The sequence below is a fragment of the Streptomyces sp. NRRL F-5727 genome (genome assembly GCF_000719555.1).
In the GTDB taxonomy this organism is placed as follows: domain Bacteria; phylum Actinomycetota; class Actinomycetes; order Streptomycetales; family Streptomycetaceae; genus Streptomyces.
Genome location: NZ_JOGX01000042.1, coordinates 24808 through 40927, shown reverse-complemented (window position 1 = coordinate 40927; position 16120 = coordinate 24808). Strand labels below are relative to the sequence as shown.

At 71.1% G+C, this 16120-nt stretch carries 12 protein-coding genes; 2 read left to right on the top strand and 10 right to left on the bottom strand.

What is annotated here, in order from left to right; translation table 11 throughout:
* Positions 1 to 237: 237 nt before the first annotated feature.
* Entirely contained in the window at positions 238 to 2535 is a 2298-nt protein-coding gene (locus IF73_RS0125295) for a bifunctional glycosyltransferase/CDP-glycerol:glycerophosphate glycerophosphotransferase (protein ID WP_031011957.1), read from the top strand.
* Positions 2536 to 2596: 61 nt separating this feature from the next.
* Here the strand turns inward: IF73_RS0125295 and IF73_RS0125290 are convergent, their stop codons facing one another.
* The 10 genes from IF73_RS0125290 to folC all read right to left on the bottom strand — a co-directional run bounded on the left by IF73_RS0125290 (position 2597) and on the right by folC (position 15013).
* A complete protein-coding gene (locus tag IF73_RS0125290) occupies positions 2597 to 4525 on the bottom strand; it encodes a TIGR03960 family B12-binding radical SAM protein (protein WP_031011955.1) in 1929 nt (642 codons plus the stop codon).
* Between the two features lie 52 nt (positions 4526 to 4577).
* Positions 4578 to 6095 carry a CYTH and CHAD domain-containing protein gene (locus tag IF73_RS0125285; RefSeq protein ID WP_031011953.1) on the bottom strand — a complete coding sequence of 506 codons (1518 nt, stop codon included), beginning with the start codon at positions 6093 to 6095 and terminating at the stop codon, positions 4578 to 4580.
* 45 nt (positions 6096 to 6140) lie between these two features.
* A complete protein-coding gene (gene rodA / locus IF73_RS0125280; protein ID WP_031011951.1) occupies positions 6141 to 7340 on the bottom strand; it encodes a rod shape-determining protein RodA in 1200 nt (399 codons plus the stop codon).
* A gap of 4 nt (positions 7341 to 7344) precedes the next feature.
* Positions 7345 to 9534, bottom strand: a complete 2190-nt coding sequence (gene mrdA, locus IF73_RS0125275) for a penicillin-binding protein 2 (RefSeq protein WP_031011949.1) — start codon at positions 9532 to 9534, stop codon at positions 7345 to 7347.
* A 19-nt stretch (positions 9535 to 9553) separates the two neighbouring features.
* Positions 9554 to 10222, bottom strand: coding sequence for a rod shape-determining protein MreD (gene mreD / locus IF73_RS0125270; RefSeq protein WP_031011947.1), 669 nt, complete (start codon positions 10220 to 10222; stop codon positions 9554 to 9556).
* Positions 10219 to 11295 (bottom strand): rod shape-determining protein MreC, encoded by a 1077-nt coding sequence (mreC, locus tag IF73_RS0125265; RefSeq protein WP_031011945.1) that lies wholly within the window; start codon positions 11293 to 11295, stop codon positions 10219 to 10221. Before mreC ends, mreD begins: the two co-directional genes overlap by 4 nt.
* A gap of 76 nt (positions 11296 to 11371) precedes the next feature.
* A complete protein-coding gene (locus tag IF73_RS0125260) occupies positions 11372 to 12391 on the bottom strand; it encodes a rod shape-determining protein (RefSeq protein ID WP_019886273.1) in 1020 nt (339 codons plus the stop codon).
* Positions 12392 to 12613: 222 nt separating this feature from the next.
* Positions 12614 to 13027 (bottom strand): nucleoside-diphosphate kinase, encoded by a 414-nt coding sequence (gene ndk / locus IF73_RS0125255; RefSeq protein WP_031011940.1) that lies wholly within the window; start codon positions 13025 to 13027, stop codon positions 12614 to 12616.
* Positions 13028 to 13092: 65 nt separating this feature from the next.
* A complete protein-coding gene (locus tag IF73_RS0125250; protein WP_031011939.1) occupies positions 13093 to 13461 on the bottom strand; it encodes a DUF4233 domain-containing protein in 369 nt (122 codons plus the stop codon).
* 7 nt (positions 13462 to 13468) lie between these two features.
* A complete protein-coding gene (folC, locus tag IF73_RS0125245; protein ID WP_234338335.1) occupies positions 13469 to 15013 on the bottom strand; it encodes a bifunctional tetrahydrofolate synthase/dihydrofolate synthase in 1545 nt (514 codons plus the stop codon).
* 65 nt (positions 15014 to 15078) lie between these two features.
* Between folC and IF73_RS0125240 the strand changes: the two genes are divergently transcribed.
* Positions 15079 to 16101, top strand: a complete 1023-nt coding sequence (locus IF73_RS0125240) for a rod shape-determining protein (protein WP_199806713.1) — start codon at positions 15079 to 15081, stop codon at positions 16099 to 16101.
* Positions 16102 to 16120 lie beyond the last annotated feature (19 nt).

The following is a 16120-nucleotide window of genomic DNA, read 5'->3' as shown; positions in this document are numbered from 1 at the left end:
GAGAGACCCGCCTGCCGGCCCGTCCGCCCCGGCGCCGGAGCGCAGCACCGCCGCAGCTCTTCAGAATAGACGATGGGCTCCTCGGCCGTTCGAACCCAGTTGGCCGCCGCCTCACCCGCCGGGAACACGCCGTTCACCCCGCCCCCGGGGCCCGGAGGGCCGCCCGCGCCCGGAGAGACGTTCGAGTACTCCTGTCATACTGCGCTTGAGCGGTCCGACAGAGGAGAGACACACGGCATGCCGTCTGCAGCTACCCCCCGTTTCAGCGTGATCATCCCTGTCTACGGGGTCGAGGGCTACATACGCGAATGCCTCGAATCGATCACCGCGCAGAGCTACCCGGACTTCGAGATCATCGCCGTCGACGACTGCTCCCAGGACAGCAGCGGCGCCATCATCGACGAGTTCGCCGCCCGCGACCCGCGGGTCCGCGCCGTGCACCGCGAGCAGAACGGCGGCATCGGCGCCGCCCGCAACACCGGCATAGCCCACGCCCGCGGCGACTACCTGCTCTTCCTCGACGGCGACGACTCCATACGCCCCGGCTCGCTCCAGGCCATAGCCGAGCGGCTCGCCGAGACCGCCGACCCGGAGATCCTCCTCTTCGACTACGTCCGCACCCACGTGGACGGCACCGTCGAGGCCAGCAAGTCCGGCAAGCACATCGCCTCCATCGGCGACCAGGTGGTCCGCCCCGCCGACCACCTGGAACTGCTGCGGATCTTCGCCGTCGTCTGGAACCGCGTCTACCGCCGCGACTTCTTCACCACCGGCGGCTTCGACGGCCAGGGCTTCCAGTTCACCGACGGCCTCTACGAGGACGCGCTGATGGTCTACACGACCATGGCCGCCGCCCAGCGGGTCGCCGGCCTGGAGTACGTCGTCGTCGAGTACCGCCAGCGCCGCCAGGGCAGCTCCATGCGGAGCAGCTCCCCGCGCAAGCACTTCGTGATCTTCGAGCAGTACCAGCGGGTCTTCGACTACCTCGAGGGCCGGCCCGGCCTCGACGCCTACCGCACGATCGTCTTCGAGCGGATGGTCAGCCACTTCCTCTACACCCTCGCCCGCGGCTTCCGCATACCGCGCAGCCACCGCCGCGCCTACGTCCAGCAGGCCGGCAAGGCGTACCGCAGGAACGAGCCCAAGGGCTTCACCCCGCCGCCCGGCATCGCCGGCCTCAAGTTCAAGGTGCTGCGGACCGGCTCGTACGCCGCCTTCGAGTCGCTCAAGGCGGCCAACGGCACCCGCGAGACCGCCTTCCGCGCGCTGGGCCGGTCGAAGCGGTGGGGCGGCCGCAAGGCCCTGAAGACGTACTACGCGGTACAGCGCCGACTCCCCCTCGACGACAACCTCGCCGTCTACTCCGCCTACTGGGGCCGCACCCCGGGCTGCAACCCGCTCGCCGTCCACGACGCCGCCAAGAAGCTGGCGCCGAACCTGCGCGGCGTCTGGGTGGTCAACCAGGCGCACGCCGGCAAGCTGCCCGCCGGGATCAGCCGGGTCGCCCCCGCCACCTTCGGCTACTGGAAGGCCATGGCCCGGGCGAAGTACCTGGTCAACAACGTGAACTTCCCGGACTCCGTGGTGAAGCGCCCCGGCCAGGTCCACCTCCAGACCCACCACGGCACCCCGCTGAAGCGGATGGGCCTGGACCAGCAGTACTACCCGGCCGTCGCCAAGAGCATGGACTTCGACAAGCTCATGGAGCGGGTCGACCGCTGGGACTGGAGCGTCTCCTCCAACCAGCACTCCACCGAGCAGTGGGAGCGGGTCTACCCGGCCCCCTTCCGCACCCTCAACACCGGCTACCCGCGCAACGACGTCTACTACCGGGCCACGGCCGAGGACGTCCGCCGGATCCGCGGCGCGCTCGGCATCGCCCCCGGCAAGAAGGCGATCCTGTACGCGCCGACCGTCCGCGACCACCAGAAGGACGCCTTCGTCTCCCGCCTGGACCTGGCCCGCTTCGCCCGCGAGCTCGGCCCCGACTACGTCCTCCTGGTCCGCGCCCACTACTTCTACGGCGCCGACCGCGAGCTGAACGCGCTCGCCGAGCGCGGCGCCCTCGTGGACGTCTCCCGCCACCCCTCGGTGGAGGAGCTGTGCCTGGCGTCGGACGCCCTGATCACGGACTACTCGTCGATCATGTTCGACTACGCCAACCTCGACCGGCCGATCGTCACCTACGCCGACGACTGGGAGATGTACCGCACCTGCCGCGGTGTGACCTTCGACCTGCTCTCCGGCGAACCCGGCGACACCCCCGGTGTGATCGCCACCACCGAGGACGAGCTGATCGAGGCGTTCCGCAGCGGCGCCTGGGCCGACGAGCCCGCCGCCGCCCTCCGCCGCGCCTTCCGCGAGCGCTTCTGCATGTGGGACGACGGCCACGCCGCCGAGCGCGTGGTCCGCGCGGTCTTCCTGAACGAGCAGACCCCCACCCCGCCCGTGACCCCGGTGGCCGACCGCACCCCGGCCCCGACCCCGCAGGCCGCCGAAGCCGCCACCACCCGCCAGGAAACCGTCACCAGCTGACCCACACGCGAAAGGGGCGCCCGGACGGAGATCCGTCCGGGCGCCCCTTTCGCGTACGGGACTACTTGACCACGGTCAGCGGGAGCAGCTTCTTCCCGGTGGGGCCGATCTGGATGTGGGTGTCCATCTGCGGGCAGACGCCGCAGTCGAAGCACGGGGTCCAGCGGCAGTCCTCGACCTCGGTCTCGTCGAGGGCGTCCTGCCAGTCCTCCCAGAGCCAGTCCTTGTCGAGGCCGGAGTCCAGGTGGTCCCAGGGCAGGACCTCCTCGTAGGAGCGCTCGCGGGTGGTGTACCAGGCGACGTCCACGCCGTACTCGGGGAGGGTCTTCTCCGCGCACTCCATCCAGCGGTCGTACGAGAAGTGCTCGCGCCAGCCGTCGAAGCGGCCGCCGTCCTCGTAGACCGCGCGGATGACCGCGCCGATGCGGCGGTCGCCGCGGGAGAGCAGGCCCTCGACGATGCCGGGCTTGCCGTCGTGGTAGCGGAAGCCGATCGAGCGGCCGTACTTCTTGTCGCCGCGGATCTTGTCGCGGAGCTTCAGCAGGCGCGCGTCCGTCTCCTCGGCCGACAGCTGCGGCGCCCACTGGAAGGGGGTGTGCGGCTTGGGCACGAAGCCGCCGATGGAGACGGTGCAGCGGATGTCGTTCTGGCCGGAGACCTTGCGGCCCTCGGCGATCACGTTCATCGCCATGTCGGCGATCTGGAGGACGTCCTCGTCGGTCTCCGTCGGCAGGCCGCACATGAAGTACAGCTTCACCTGGCGCCAGCCGTTGCCGTAGGCCGTCGAGACGGTACGGATGAGGTCCTCTTCCGAGACCATCTTGTTGATGACCTTGCGCATGCGCTCGGAGCCGCCCTCGGGGGCGAAGGTGAGGCCCGAGCGGCGCCCGTTGCGGGTCAGCTCGTTGGCGAGGTCGACGTTGAAGGCGTCCACGCGGGTCGAGGGGAGGGACAGACCCACCTTGTCCTCGGTGTAGCGGTCGGCGAGGCCCTTGGCGATGTCGCCGATCTCCGAGTGGTCCGCGGAGGAGAGCGAGAGGAGGCCGACCTCCTCGAAGCCCGTCGCCTTCAGACCGCGGTCCACCATCTCGCCGATGCCGGTGATGCTTCGCTCCCGCACGGGGCGCGTGATCATGCCGGCCTGGCAGAAGCGGCAGCCGCGGGTGCAGCCGCGGAAGATCTCGACGGACATGCGCTCGTGGACGGTCTCCGCGAGCGGGACGAGGGGCTGCTTGGGGTACGGCCACTCGTCGAGGTCCATGACGGTGTGCTTGGACACGCGCCACGGCACGCCCGAGCGGTTGGGGACGACGCGGCCGATGCGGCCGTCCGGCAGGTACTCGACGTCGTAGAACGCCGGGATGTAGACCGAGCCGGTCTTGGCGAGGCGGAGGAGGACCTCCTCGCGGCCGCCCGGACGCCCCTCGGCCTTCCACCGGCGGATGATCTCGGTCATGTCCAGGACGGCCTGCTCGCCGTCGCCGATGATCGCCGCGTCGATGAAGTCCGCGATCGGCTCGGGGTTGAAGGCAGCGTGGCCGCCGGCGAGCACGATGGGGTGGTCGACGGTGCGGTCCTTCGACTCCAGCGGGATGCCCGCCAGGTCGAGGGCGGTGAGCATGTTGGTGTAGCCCAGCTCGGTGGAGAAGGACAGGCCGAACACGTCGAAGGCACCGACCGGGCGGTGGCTGTCGACCGTGAACTGCGGCACCTTGTGCTCGCGCATCAGCTCCTCGAGGTCCGGCCACACGCTGTAGGTGCGCTCGGCGAGGACGCCCTCGCGCTCGTTCAGTACCTCGTAGAGGATCATGACGCCCTGGTTGGGCAGACCGACCTCGTACGCGTCCGGGTACATCAGAGCCCAGCGGACGTCGGCGCTCTCCCACGGCTTGACCGTGGAGTTCAGCTCTCCACCGACGTACTGGATCGGCTTCTGCACGTGCGGGAGCAGAGCTTCGAGCTGCGGGAAGACAGACTCGGCAGCAGACATCTCGAACCTTCGTGAGCTGGCAGGGGGGCGACTCTCAAGCGTACCCCGGTGCTCAGCGGCTCAGCGCCGCGCGGAGATCCGGGGCCGAGGCCCGCTCCCAGACGCCCGGCAGCTCCCGCTCCTGGGCCGCCGCGGCCTCTTCCTGCCTCGCGTGGAGGACGCCCCAGGTGAAGGAGGGTTCGGCGGCCTCCTCCGCCTCGGTGGCGAGGTCGCGCAGGGCGGTCCGGGCGACGACGGCGTCCTGGTGGTCGCCGAGGAGGCTCTGGACCTTCTTCACCCTCTTGGAGAACCGTTTCGCGGGCTTGCCGAGGGTCGGTACGGCGGCGTCGGCGGCGTACCGGGCCCGCTTGGCGGCCTTGCGGGCCTCGTGGAGGGCGAGGTCGCGGTCGTGGCCGGGGTCGAGGTCGAGGGCGGGGCCGATCCGGTCGGCGAGCCGCCGGTAGTCGCGCCGGATCGCCTTCGGCAGCGCCTTGACGGCCTTCTTCCGGGCGCCCGGCTTCAGCGGCGGGTCGGCGAGGAGGCGGTCGAGGGCGTCGAGGAGGGCCAGGTGGCGGGGCGAGTCGAGGGCGTCGAGGGCGCGTCGGCGGGAGCCGGCGGAGCGGGTCCGGTCCCAGGCGCGCAGCCGGCCGCGGACCGGGCCGTGGAGCTGTTCGCGGTCGAGTCCGTCGAGGGCCTCGGCGAGGCGGGCGGCGAGGACCTCCTGGTCGCGGGCGTGGCCGAGCTCGCCGGCGAGCCATTTCAGCTCGGCGCCGATCGGGTCGGTGACGTCCCGGTCGAGGACCTTGCGGTAGGTCTTGAAGGCGCTGCGGAGCCGTCGGCAGGCGACCCGGAGCTGGTGGACGGCGTCGGGCAGGTCGCGGCGGACGGCGGGGTCGAGGCGGACGAGGGCCTCGGCCTGTTCGCGGACGTACGCGAGGACGGCGGCGCCCGCCGTGCCGTCGGCGTCCGCCTCCGCCGGCCGCTCGGGTGCCAGGCCGGTCTCGTCGAGGGCGCGGGACAGCTTGGAGGGGGCGTCGGAGGGGTGGATGCCGGCTTTCCTGAGGCGTTTCTCGACGGCGTCGAGGACCGCCGGGTCGGCGTCGTCCGCGAGCTCGACCTCGATCTCGGTCCAGGCGGCCGAGCTGTCGCCGGCGAGGAGGCGGTCGGCGTGGACGGTGTCGACGGAGAGCTCGGCGAGGATCGTGCCGTCCTCGTCCCTGAGGTGGCGGACGTCGCGTGAGGAGCGGAGGCGGACGACGGGGACGACTCCGGCGTGACGGACGCGGGAGCGCAGGAGCGCCGCCAGGGAGGGCGGGAGCGTGTCGGTGAGCGGGGCCCTGATCTCGTCGCGGACGCCGACGGCGACGGGGAACTTGAGGTGCCAGCCGGCGTCCCTGCCGCCGGTGCGGCGCCGGAGGGTGAGGGAGTCGGCGGCGAGTCGCAGGTCGGCCGTGTCGTAGTAGACGGCGTCGAGTTCGGTGACGCCCTCGGTGGTCACCGCGGCGACCCCGGCCGCGCGGGTGAGGTCCGGCAGCCGGGTCTCCGCGGTGGCTTCGTACTTCCGCTCGATCTCGCGCTTGGTCTCGGCCATATGTCGAATCTAACCGCCGGGGCGGTCCGGCATGCCTCCGATGCGTCAGGCGGTCATCGGTCGTTGCACCCGGATCGACTGGAGGAGTCCGATGGCGACCCAGACGGCGAACATGGAGGAGCCGCCGTAGGAGACGAAGGGCAGCGGGAGGCCGGCGACGGGCATGATGCCGAGGTTCATGCCGATGTTCTCGAAGGACTGGAAGGCGAACCAGGCGATGATGCCGGCGGCGACGACGGTCCCGTACAGCTCCGTGGTCTCGCGGGCGATCCGGCAGGCCCGCCAGAGGACGATGCCGAGCAGCAGCAGGATGAAGCCGGAGCCGACGAAGCCCAGCTCCTCGCCGGCGACGGTGAAGACGAAGTCGGTCTGCTGTTCGGGGACGAACTGGCCGCTGGTCTGGTGGCCGTTGAAGAGGCCGGCGCCGTAGAGGCCGCCGGAGCCGATGGCGATGCGGGCCTGGTTGGTGTTGTAGCCGACGCCGGAGGGGTCGAGGTCGGGGTTGGCGAAGGCGGCGAAGCGGTTGATCTGGTACTCGTCGAGCATGCCGAGGGTGGTGACGAGGACCGCGCCGGCGATGCCCGAGCCGATGAGGCCGAGGACCCAGCGGTTGGAGGCGCCGGAGGCGAGCAGGACGCCGAGCACGATCACGATCATCACCATGACCGAGCCCAGGTCGGGCATGAGCATGACGATGCCCATGGGGAGGGCGGCGAGCACCAGGGCCTTGGCGACGGTGCCGTGGTCCGGGTGGAGCTGGTCGCCGGCGTCCACCTTCGAGGCCAGCAGCATCGCCATCACCAGGATGATGGTGATCTTCACGAACTCGCTGGGCTGGAGCGAGAAGCCGCCGCCGATCACGATCCACGCGTGGGCGCCGTTGATGGTGGCGCCGAGCGGGGTGAGGACGGCGAGGATCAGCACGATCGACAGGCCGTAGAGGACCGGGACCGCCCCGCGCAGGGTGCGGTGGCCGAGCCAGACCGTGCCGATCATCAGCGCCACGCCGATGCCGGTGTTGAGCAGGTGCCGGAAGAGGAAGTAGTACGGGTCGCCGTTGTTCAGCTCGGTACGGCCCCGGGTCGCCGACCAGACCAGCAGCGAGCCGATCAGGGAGAGCGCCAGCGCCGACAGCAGGATCGGCCAGTCGAGCCGGCGCAGCACCGAGTCGCGGGCGGTCAGCCGGGCGACGGCGCCGCGCTCGGGGGCGTACCGGGAGACCGAGAAGGTGGTCCGTGTCGTCATCGGGTCAGTCCCTCCTGTGGGGAGGCGGGCCCGCGAGCGGCGGCGCGGCGCCGTCCGGTCCGGCCGGGTCGACCAGCTGGGACTTCGGGTCGTACGCCTTGATCGCCGGCGCGTCGATGGTGCCGTCGGCGTTGACCTTCGGCAGCGTCTTCTGCGGCTTGGGCAGCAGGGCGCGCTTGAGGTCCTGGTTGCCCGCGTCGTCGAGGCCGTAGAGGGCGTCGTAGATGTTGCGGACGGCGGGACCGGAGGCGCCGGAGCCGGTGCCGCCCTGGGAGATGGTCATGACGATGGTGAAGTCGTCGGTGTAGGTGGCGAGCCAGGAGGTGGTCTGCTTGCCGTAGACCTGGGCGGTGCCGGTCTTGGCGCGCATCGGGATCTTGTCCTGGGGCCAGCCGCCGAAGCGCCAGGCGGCGGTGCCGCCGGGCTCGACGACCGAGCGCAGGCCCTTGTCGAGGTCGCGGATGGTCTCCGGGCCGACCGGCAGCCTGCCGTGGGCCTTCGGCTTGATCTCGCGGACCTGCTTGCCGTCGGGGCTGATGACCGCCTTGCCGACGGAGGGGTCGTAGAGGGTGCCGCCGTTGCTGATGGCCGCGTAGATGGTGGCCATCTGGATGGGGGTGACGAGGACGTCGCCCTGCCCGATGGCGAAGTTGATGCTGTCGTACGCCTTCAGCTGGTTGCCTTCGAGGCAGTTCTCGTACGCGATCTGCTCGACGTAGCTGCCGCCCTTCTTGCCCTGCTTGCACCAGGCGTCCTTGTTGGCCTCCCAGAACGCCTGCTTCCACTGGCGGTCCGGGATGCGGCCCTTGACCTCGTTGGGCAGGTCGATGCCGGTCTCCGAGCCGAGGCCGAAGTCGCGGGCGGTCACGTAGAACCAGTCCTTGGCGTCCTTGTTCGCCGTGATGCCGCCGTCCTTCTGCCACTCCTTGTGGCCGAGGGCGTAGAAGACGGTGTTGCAGGAGAACTTGAGGGCGTCGCCGAGGGTGATGGGGCCGTGCCCCTGGGACTCGAAGTTGGCGAAGCTGCGGCTGCCGAGGCTGTAGGAGGCGCTGCAGTTGTACCTGTCGTTGAAGTCGTAGCCGGCCCGGACGGCGGCGCTCGCGGAGATCACCTTGAAGATGGAGCCGGCCGGGGCCTGGCCCTGGATGCCGCGGTTGAGCAGCGGGTAGTTGGACTTCTTGCTGGTGAGGGCGGCGTAGTCGGTGGCGGAGATGCCGCCGATCCAGACGTTGGGGTCGTAGTCGGGCTGGGAGGCCATGGCGACGACCCGGCCGGTCTTGGTCTCCATGACGACGACGGCGCCGGAGTCCGCCTCGTACTTGCGGCCGGTGATCTTGTCGGTCTCGCCCCGGACCGTCTTCATCGCCTGCGCGAGCTCGTACTCGGCGACGGCCTGGACGCGGGCGTCGATGCTGGTGACGAGGGTGGAGCCGGCCACGCCCGGGTCGGACCTGGTCTGGCCCATGACGCGCCCGAGGTTGTCGACCTCGTACCGGGTCACGCCGGCCTTGCCGCGCAGCTCCTTGTCGTAGGTGCGCTCGATGCCGGAGCGGCCGACCTGGTCGGAGCGGAGGAACGGGGAGTCGGTGTCCTTGGCCTTGGTGATCTCCTCGTCGGTGACCGGCGAGAGGTAGCCGAGCACCTGGGCGGTACGGGCCTTGCCGGGGGCCGGGTAGCGGCGGACGGCGGTGAGCTCGGCGGTGATGCCGGGGAAGTCCTCGGTGCTCTCCCGGATGGTGAGCGCCTGCTGGACGGTGGCCTCGTCGGTGACCGGGATCGGCTGGTAGGGCGAGCCGTTCCAGCAGGGCTTGGGCGTCTTGGAGTCGCAGAGCCGGATCTTGTTGGCGACGTCCTCGGGCTTCATGTTCAGGACGCCGGCGAGCCGGGTGAGGACGGCCTTGCCGTCGTCCTTCATCTTCATCAGCTCGGTGCGCGAGGCGGAGACCACGAGCCGGGTCTCGTTGTCGGCGAGCGGGACGCCGCGGGCGTCGAGGATGGAGCCGCGGACGGCCGGCGTGACGACCTGCTGGATGTTGTTGCTCTTGGCCTCGTCGGCGTACTCCTTGCCGTTGCGGATCTGGAGGTACCAGAGCCGGCCGCCCAGGGTGAGCAGCAGCGAGAAGACGAGGACCTGGATGACGACGAGCCGGGTCTGGACCCGGGGGGTCCTGCCGGTCTCGGGGATGTTGCTCATGCTTCCGGTGCCCCCTCGGTCACAGTCGCTTGACTCCCTTGATCCGTCCGGCGCGGGTGGCGCGGGTACGGGCGGCCTTGACGCGCAGTCCGCCGCGCTGGGTGCCGATCCTCAGGCCGGTGCCGGAGGAGAGCCAGCCGGAGGCGACGTCGCCGGCGCCGGCGCCCGTGGCGTCGGCGACCGGGTCGTTCTCGGCCCGCCGGGCCAGGGCCATCACGAGCGGCACCGTGAAGGGCGCCAGCAGCAGGTCGTAGACGACGGCGGTGAAGAGCAGCGAGCCGAGGCCGACGTGGCGGGCGGCGGTGTCGCCGACGAGTGCGCCCACGCCCGCGTAGAGCAGGGTGGAGCCGACGGCCGCGCCGACGACGGCGGCCATGGGGCCGATCGCGGAGGTGAAGCGGCCGTTCTCGGGGCGGGTGAGGCCGACGAGGTAGCCGACGACGCAGAGCACCAGCGCGTAGCGGCCGGCGGCGTGGTCGGCGGGCGGCGCCAGGTCGGCGAGGAGGCCGGCGGAGAAGCCGACGAGCGAGCCGGTGACGGGGCCGTGCACGAGGGCGAGGGCGACGACGGTGAGGAGGACGAGGTCGGGGACGGCGCCGGGCAGCTGGAGCCGGGCGAGGACGGAGACCTGGACGACGAGGGCGACGACGATCAGGGTCGCGGAGAGGAGGATGCGGTTGAACTTCACGGTGTCGCGTCCCCCTGGTCGTCCGGGTTCTGATCCTGTGCCGGGTCCTGCGCGGGCGGCTGGGCCTGGTCCTGGTTCTGCGCCTGGTCCTGCTGGGCCTGGTCCTGCCGGGCCTCGTTCCGGAGCGGCTGTTCGGCCTTCTCCCCCTGGGCCTGCTCGCCGTCGGCCGGCGGCTTCGCGGTGACCGTGACGGTGACGGTCGGCGCGGGCTTGGGCTTCTGCGGCAGCACCGTGTCGCGCGGGTCGGAGCGGGGCGCCTGGACGACGACGCCGACGATGTCGAGCTTGCTGAAGCCGACGTACGGGCGGACGTAGACGTTGCGGGTCAGGCCGCCGCCCATCGGGTCGACGCGGATGATCTCGCCGACGGGCACCCCGGGCACGAAGGGCCGGTCGCCGGCCGAGCCGAAGGTGACGAGGCGGTCGCCCGGCTTCACCTTGGCCTTGCCGTTGAGGAGCTGGACGAGGAGCGGACGGTCGCCCTGGCCGGTGGCGAAGCCGAGTTCGTCGGTCTTCTCCATCCGGGTGCCGACGGTGAAGTCGGGGTCGTTGGCGAGCAGCACCGTGGAGGTGGACGGGCCGACGGTGGTGACCCGGCCGACGAGTCCGGCGCCGTTGAGGACGGTCATGTCGCGCTGGATGCCGTCGCGGGCGCCGACGTCGATGGTGACGGTCCAGGAGAAGCCCTGGGCCGACCCTATGGCGATGACCTGGGCGCCCTTGATGCCGTACTGGCCGGCGCCGGCGGTCTTGAGGAGGGAGTCGAGTTCGCGCAGCCGGTTGCGGTTACGGTCGTCGCTGCCGAGCTCGGCCTTGAGCGCGGCGTTCTCCTTCTCCAGGGCGGTGATCCGGGTGTTGCGCTCGCCGGAGTCGCGGACGGCGCCTATGGCGTTGCCGATCGGGTCGACGGCCGCCGCGACGCCGTTCTCGACCGGGCCGAAGACGGCGGCGGCGGCCTGCCGGGCGCCGTCGACCGGCGACTCCTGGCCGCCGCGGATGTCCACCGTGATCAGCGCGAACGCGACGGCGACCAGCAGCACCAGGAGCAGCCGGCTCTCTCGTGTGTCCCTCACGTGCGGCGGCCGTGCCCTTCCTCGTGGTTCGTTGTGCAGATGTTCGTACCGTACGGGCTTCCGCCCGGCCGACGGGTCAGCGGCGCGGCTGGGCGTCCAGAACCTGCTGGAGCGCCTCGAACTCCTCGACGCACTTGCCCGAGCCGAGGGCGACGGAGTCGAGCGGGTCCTCGGCGATGTGGATCGGCATGCCGGTCTCGCGGCGCAGCCGTTCGTCGAGGCCGCGCAGCAGGGCGCCGCCACCCGTGAGAACGATGCCGCGGTCCATCACGTCACCGGAGAGCTCCGGCGGGCACTTGTCGAGGGTGGTCTTCACCGCGTCGACGATGGCGTTGACCGGCTCCTCGATCGCCTTCCGGACCTCGGCGGCCGAGATGACGACGGTCTTGGGGAGGCCCGAGACGAGGTCGCGGCCGCGGATCTCGGTGTGCTCGTCCTGCTCCAGGTCGTAGGCCGAACCGATGGTGATCTTGATCTGTTCGGCGGTGCGCTCGCCGAGGAGGAGCGAGTACTCCTTCTTGATGTGCTGGATGATCGCGTTGTCCAGCTCGTCGCCGGCGACCCGGATGGACTGTGCCGTGACGATTCCTCCGAGGGAGATCACCGCGACCTCGGTGGTGCCGCCGCCGATGTCGACGACCATGTTGCCGGTGGCCTCGTGGACGGGGAGGCCGGAGCCGATGGCGGCGGCCATGGGCTCCTCGATGATGTGCACCTGGCGGGCGCCGGCCTGGGTGGACGCCTCGATGACGGCGCGGCGCTCCACGCCGGTGATGCCGGAGGGGACGCAGACCACGACCCGGGGACGGGCCAGGTAGCGCCGCTTGTGGATCTTGAGAATGAAGTAGCGGAGCATCCGCTCGGTGATCTCGAAGTCGGCGATGACGCCGTCCTTCAGCGGGCGGACGGCGACGATGTTGCCGGGGGTCCTGCCGATCATCTTCTTCGCCTCGGCACCCACCGCGAGGATCCCGCCGGTGTTGGTGTTGATCGCGACGACGGACGGCTCGTTGAGGACGATGCCTCGACCCCTGACGTACACCAGCGTGTTGGCGGTCCCGAGGTCGACAGCCATGTCACGGCCGATGAACGACATGAAGTTCCCCTTGTTTCCCATGGCTGAGGGTGGTGCGGCGAAGAGTTTTCATCGTAGTGCCGCTCACGCGGATGCCGCGCGCTGGTCCACCTCTGTAACTAGGTGACGGTAGGACGCGGCGATCCGTTCCCGGGATTGGCGTTCATATGCCTGGGGGCGGCCGAATTCCTTCGGTCGCCCCACAACCGGCTGCCGTTCGGCTGACGACGGGTCAGCCGGGGGTCACGCGAGGCCGGGGAAGAAGATCTTCAGCTCGCGCGTGGCGGACTCCTCCGAGTCCGAGGCGTGGATGAGGTTCTCGCGGACGATGGTGCCGTAGTCGCCGCGGATGGAACCCGGGGCGGCGGCGATCGGGTCGGTCGGGCCGGCCAGCTGGCGGACGCCCTCGATGACCCGCTCGCCCTCGACGACGAGCGCGACGACCGGACCGGAGGACATGAAGCCCATCAGCGGCTCGTAGAAGGGCTTGCCCTTGTGCTCGCCGTAGTGCTGCTCCAGCGTCTCCTGGTCCAGCTCGCGCAGCTCCAGGGCCGCGAGGGTCCAGCCGGCCTTGCGCTCGATGCGGCCGATGATCTCGCCGACGAGGCCGCGGCGGACCGCGTCGGGCTTGAGCAGGACGAGCGTGCGCTGGCTCACGGGGGGAACTCCTTCGGGAAAAGACGTGCGGGCCTCTGAATCTACAGGGCCCGCACCGCCCACCGTCACGCAGCGTCAGGCCCTGCGGATCCCTGGGCCGCGCCGTTCGAGGCGGCCCAGCGGGCCTTGATCTCGTCCACCTTGCGCCCGTAGTGCACCGAGCACCACCACAGCACGGCGAACACGGCCCCGAGGAAGTACATGACGGGGACGAAGAAGCCGCTGAGGATCAGCCCGATCTGGAGCGCCCAGCCGAGCTGGACACCACCGGGACGGGTGATCATCCCGCAGAGCAGCACGGAGAGGACCATCGCGACGCCGCACACCCACCACACGGTGGAGGTGGTGAGGGAGTCGTCCTTCATGGCGACGAGACCGGCGAAGCCGATGACGAAGAACTCGCCGATGAGGGTGGAGGAGCAGAGCGTGCGCATGTCCGGGTCAGCCCCTCTTGAGCAGCAGCCGGGCGTCGCCGACCGTGAAGATCGAACCGGTCACCAGCACGCCGGCGCCGCCGTACTCGGCCTCCTCCTCGGCGAGCGTGATCGCCGCCTCCAGGGCGTCGGGCAGCCGGGGCTCCACGACGACCCGGTCCTCGCCGAAGACCTCGACGGCGACCGCGGCGAGCGCGTCGACGTCGGTGGCGCGGGGGGTGGAGTTCTGGGTGACGACGATCTCGGCGAAGATCGGCTCGAACGCCTCCAGGAGCCCCCGGGCGTCCTTGTCGCCGCTGGTGGAGACGACGCCGATGAGCCGGGAGAAGCCGAAGGACTCCGAGACGGCCTCGGCGGTGGCGCGGGCCCCGTGCGGGTTGTGCGCGGCGTCGAGGACGACCGTCGGGGAGGAGCGGACGACTTCGAGGCGGCCGGGCGACGAGGTCTGGGCGAAGGCCCGCCGGACGGTCTCGATGTCGAGGGTGCGGGCGTGCTCCGCGCCGATGCCGAAGAACGCCTCGACGGCGGCGAGCGCCACGGCCGCGTTGTGCGCCTGGTGGGCGCCGTACAGCGGCAGGAAGACCTCTTCGTACTCGCCGCCGAGGCCGCGCAGGGTCAGCAGCTGGCCGCCGACGGCCACCTCGCGGGAGACGACGCCGAACTCCATGCCCTCGCGGGCCACGGTCGCGTCGACGTCCACGGCCTTCTTCAGGAGCACCTGGGCGGCGTCCACCGGCTGCTGGGCCAGGATGACGGTGGCGCCCTGCTTGATGATCCCGGACTTCTCGCCGGCGATCTCGCCGGTGGTCTCGCCGAGCCGGTCGGTGTGGTCCAGGTCGATCGGGGTGACGACGGCGACGGAGCCGTCGATCACGTTGGTCGCGTCCCAGGTGCCGCCCATGCCGACCTCGACGATCGCCACGTCCACCGGGGCGTCCGCGAAGGCCGCGTAGGCCATTCCGGTGAGGACCTCGAAGAACGAGAGGCGGTACTCCTCCCGGGCGTCGACCAGCTCCACGTACGGCTTCACGTCCTGGTACGTCTCGATGAACCGCTCGGCGGAGATCGGGGCGCCGTCCAGGCTGATCCGCTCGGTGATGGTCTGCACGTGCGGCGAGGTGTAGCGGCCGGTGCGCAGCTCGAAGGCGCTGAGCAGGGACTCGATCATGCGGGCGGTCGACGTCTTGCCGTTGGTGCCCGTGATGTGGATCGAGGGGTACGCGCGCTGCGGCTCGCCCAGCACGTCCATGAGCGCCGCGATCCGCTTGACGGACGGCTCCAGCTTGGTCTCGCCCCAGCGGGTCGAGAGCTCGGTCTCGACCTCGCGGAGCGCCTTGTCCAGCTCCGGGTCCTCGGGGCGGCTCGGCACGGGGTCGCCCTGCGGCGGTCCGGCGAGGGCGCGCAGGGTGCGGCTGCCGGCCTCGATCACCGCCAGGTCGGGGTCGCGGTTCGTCTCTTCGTCGACGATGTCGTCGAAGCCGTCGGCGTGGTCGCTCTGGTCGCTCGGGTCACTCACGGAGCCAAGTCTACGGAGACCCACCGACAGGACCATGGACCCACCCCTTTCGGGACCTTCGGCCCGCCGTCCGCCGGGACCGCCCGGCAAACTTGGCGATCATGGACATAGGCATCGATCTCGGCACGGCCAACACCCTCCTCTACGCGCGCGGGCAGGGCATCGTGCTCAACGAGCCGTCCGTGGTGGCGGTCCAGGAGGGCTCCCGGCACGCGCTCGCCGTCGGCGCCGAGGCGAAGGAGACGATCGGCCGCACGCCGGGGTCGATCACCGCGATCCGGCCGCTGCGGGACGGGGTGATCAGCGACTACGAGGCGGCCGAGGAGATGATCCGGCACTTCGTCCGCAAGGCCGTGCCGGGCCGCCGGCGGCCCCGTACCCGGATGGTGGTGTGCGTGCCGAGCGGCGTCACTCCGGTGGAGCGGCGGGCGATCGTGCACGCCTCGATCTCGGCGGGCGCGCGGGCCGTCCACCTCATCGAGGAGCCGATGGCGGCGGCGATCGGGGCGGGTCTGCCGGTCTCGGACCCGCGCGGCTCGATGGTGGTGGACATCGGCGGCGGCACGACAGAGGTGGCGGTGATCTCGCTGGGCGGCATCGTCACGGCGCAGTCGCTGCGGGTCGGCGGGGACCGGTTCGACGCGGCGATCACCGACCACGTCCGCAAGGCCCACTCGCTGCTGGTCGGCGAGCGGACGGCGGAGGACGTGAAGGTGGCGATCGGCTCGGCGTGGCCGGTGCCGGGCGGCGAGGAGTTCGAGCGGCGCACCTTCACCGTGCGCGGCCGGGAGAAGGTCAGCGGGCTGCCCCGGACGGTGGAGCTGACCGTCCCGGAGGTCCGGGAGGCGCTGGACGAGCCGGTGGAGGCGGTCATCGCCGCGGTGCGGGTGACGCTGGAGGAGTGCCCGCCGGAGCTGTCCGGCGACGTGATGGAGCACGGCATCGTGCTGACCGGGGGCGGGGCGCTGCTGCCGGGCCTCGACCTCAGGATGGCGTCGGCGACGGGCATCCCGGTCTTCGTGGCGGACGACCCGCTGGACTGCGTGGCGCTCGGCTCCGGCCGCTGCGTGGAGGACTTCGACGGGCTCCAGCGGGTGCTGGGGAAGGCGGAGTCGGCGCGGTGAGCCGGGGTCGTACGGGACG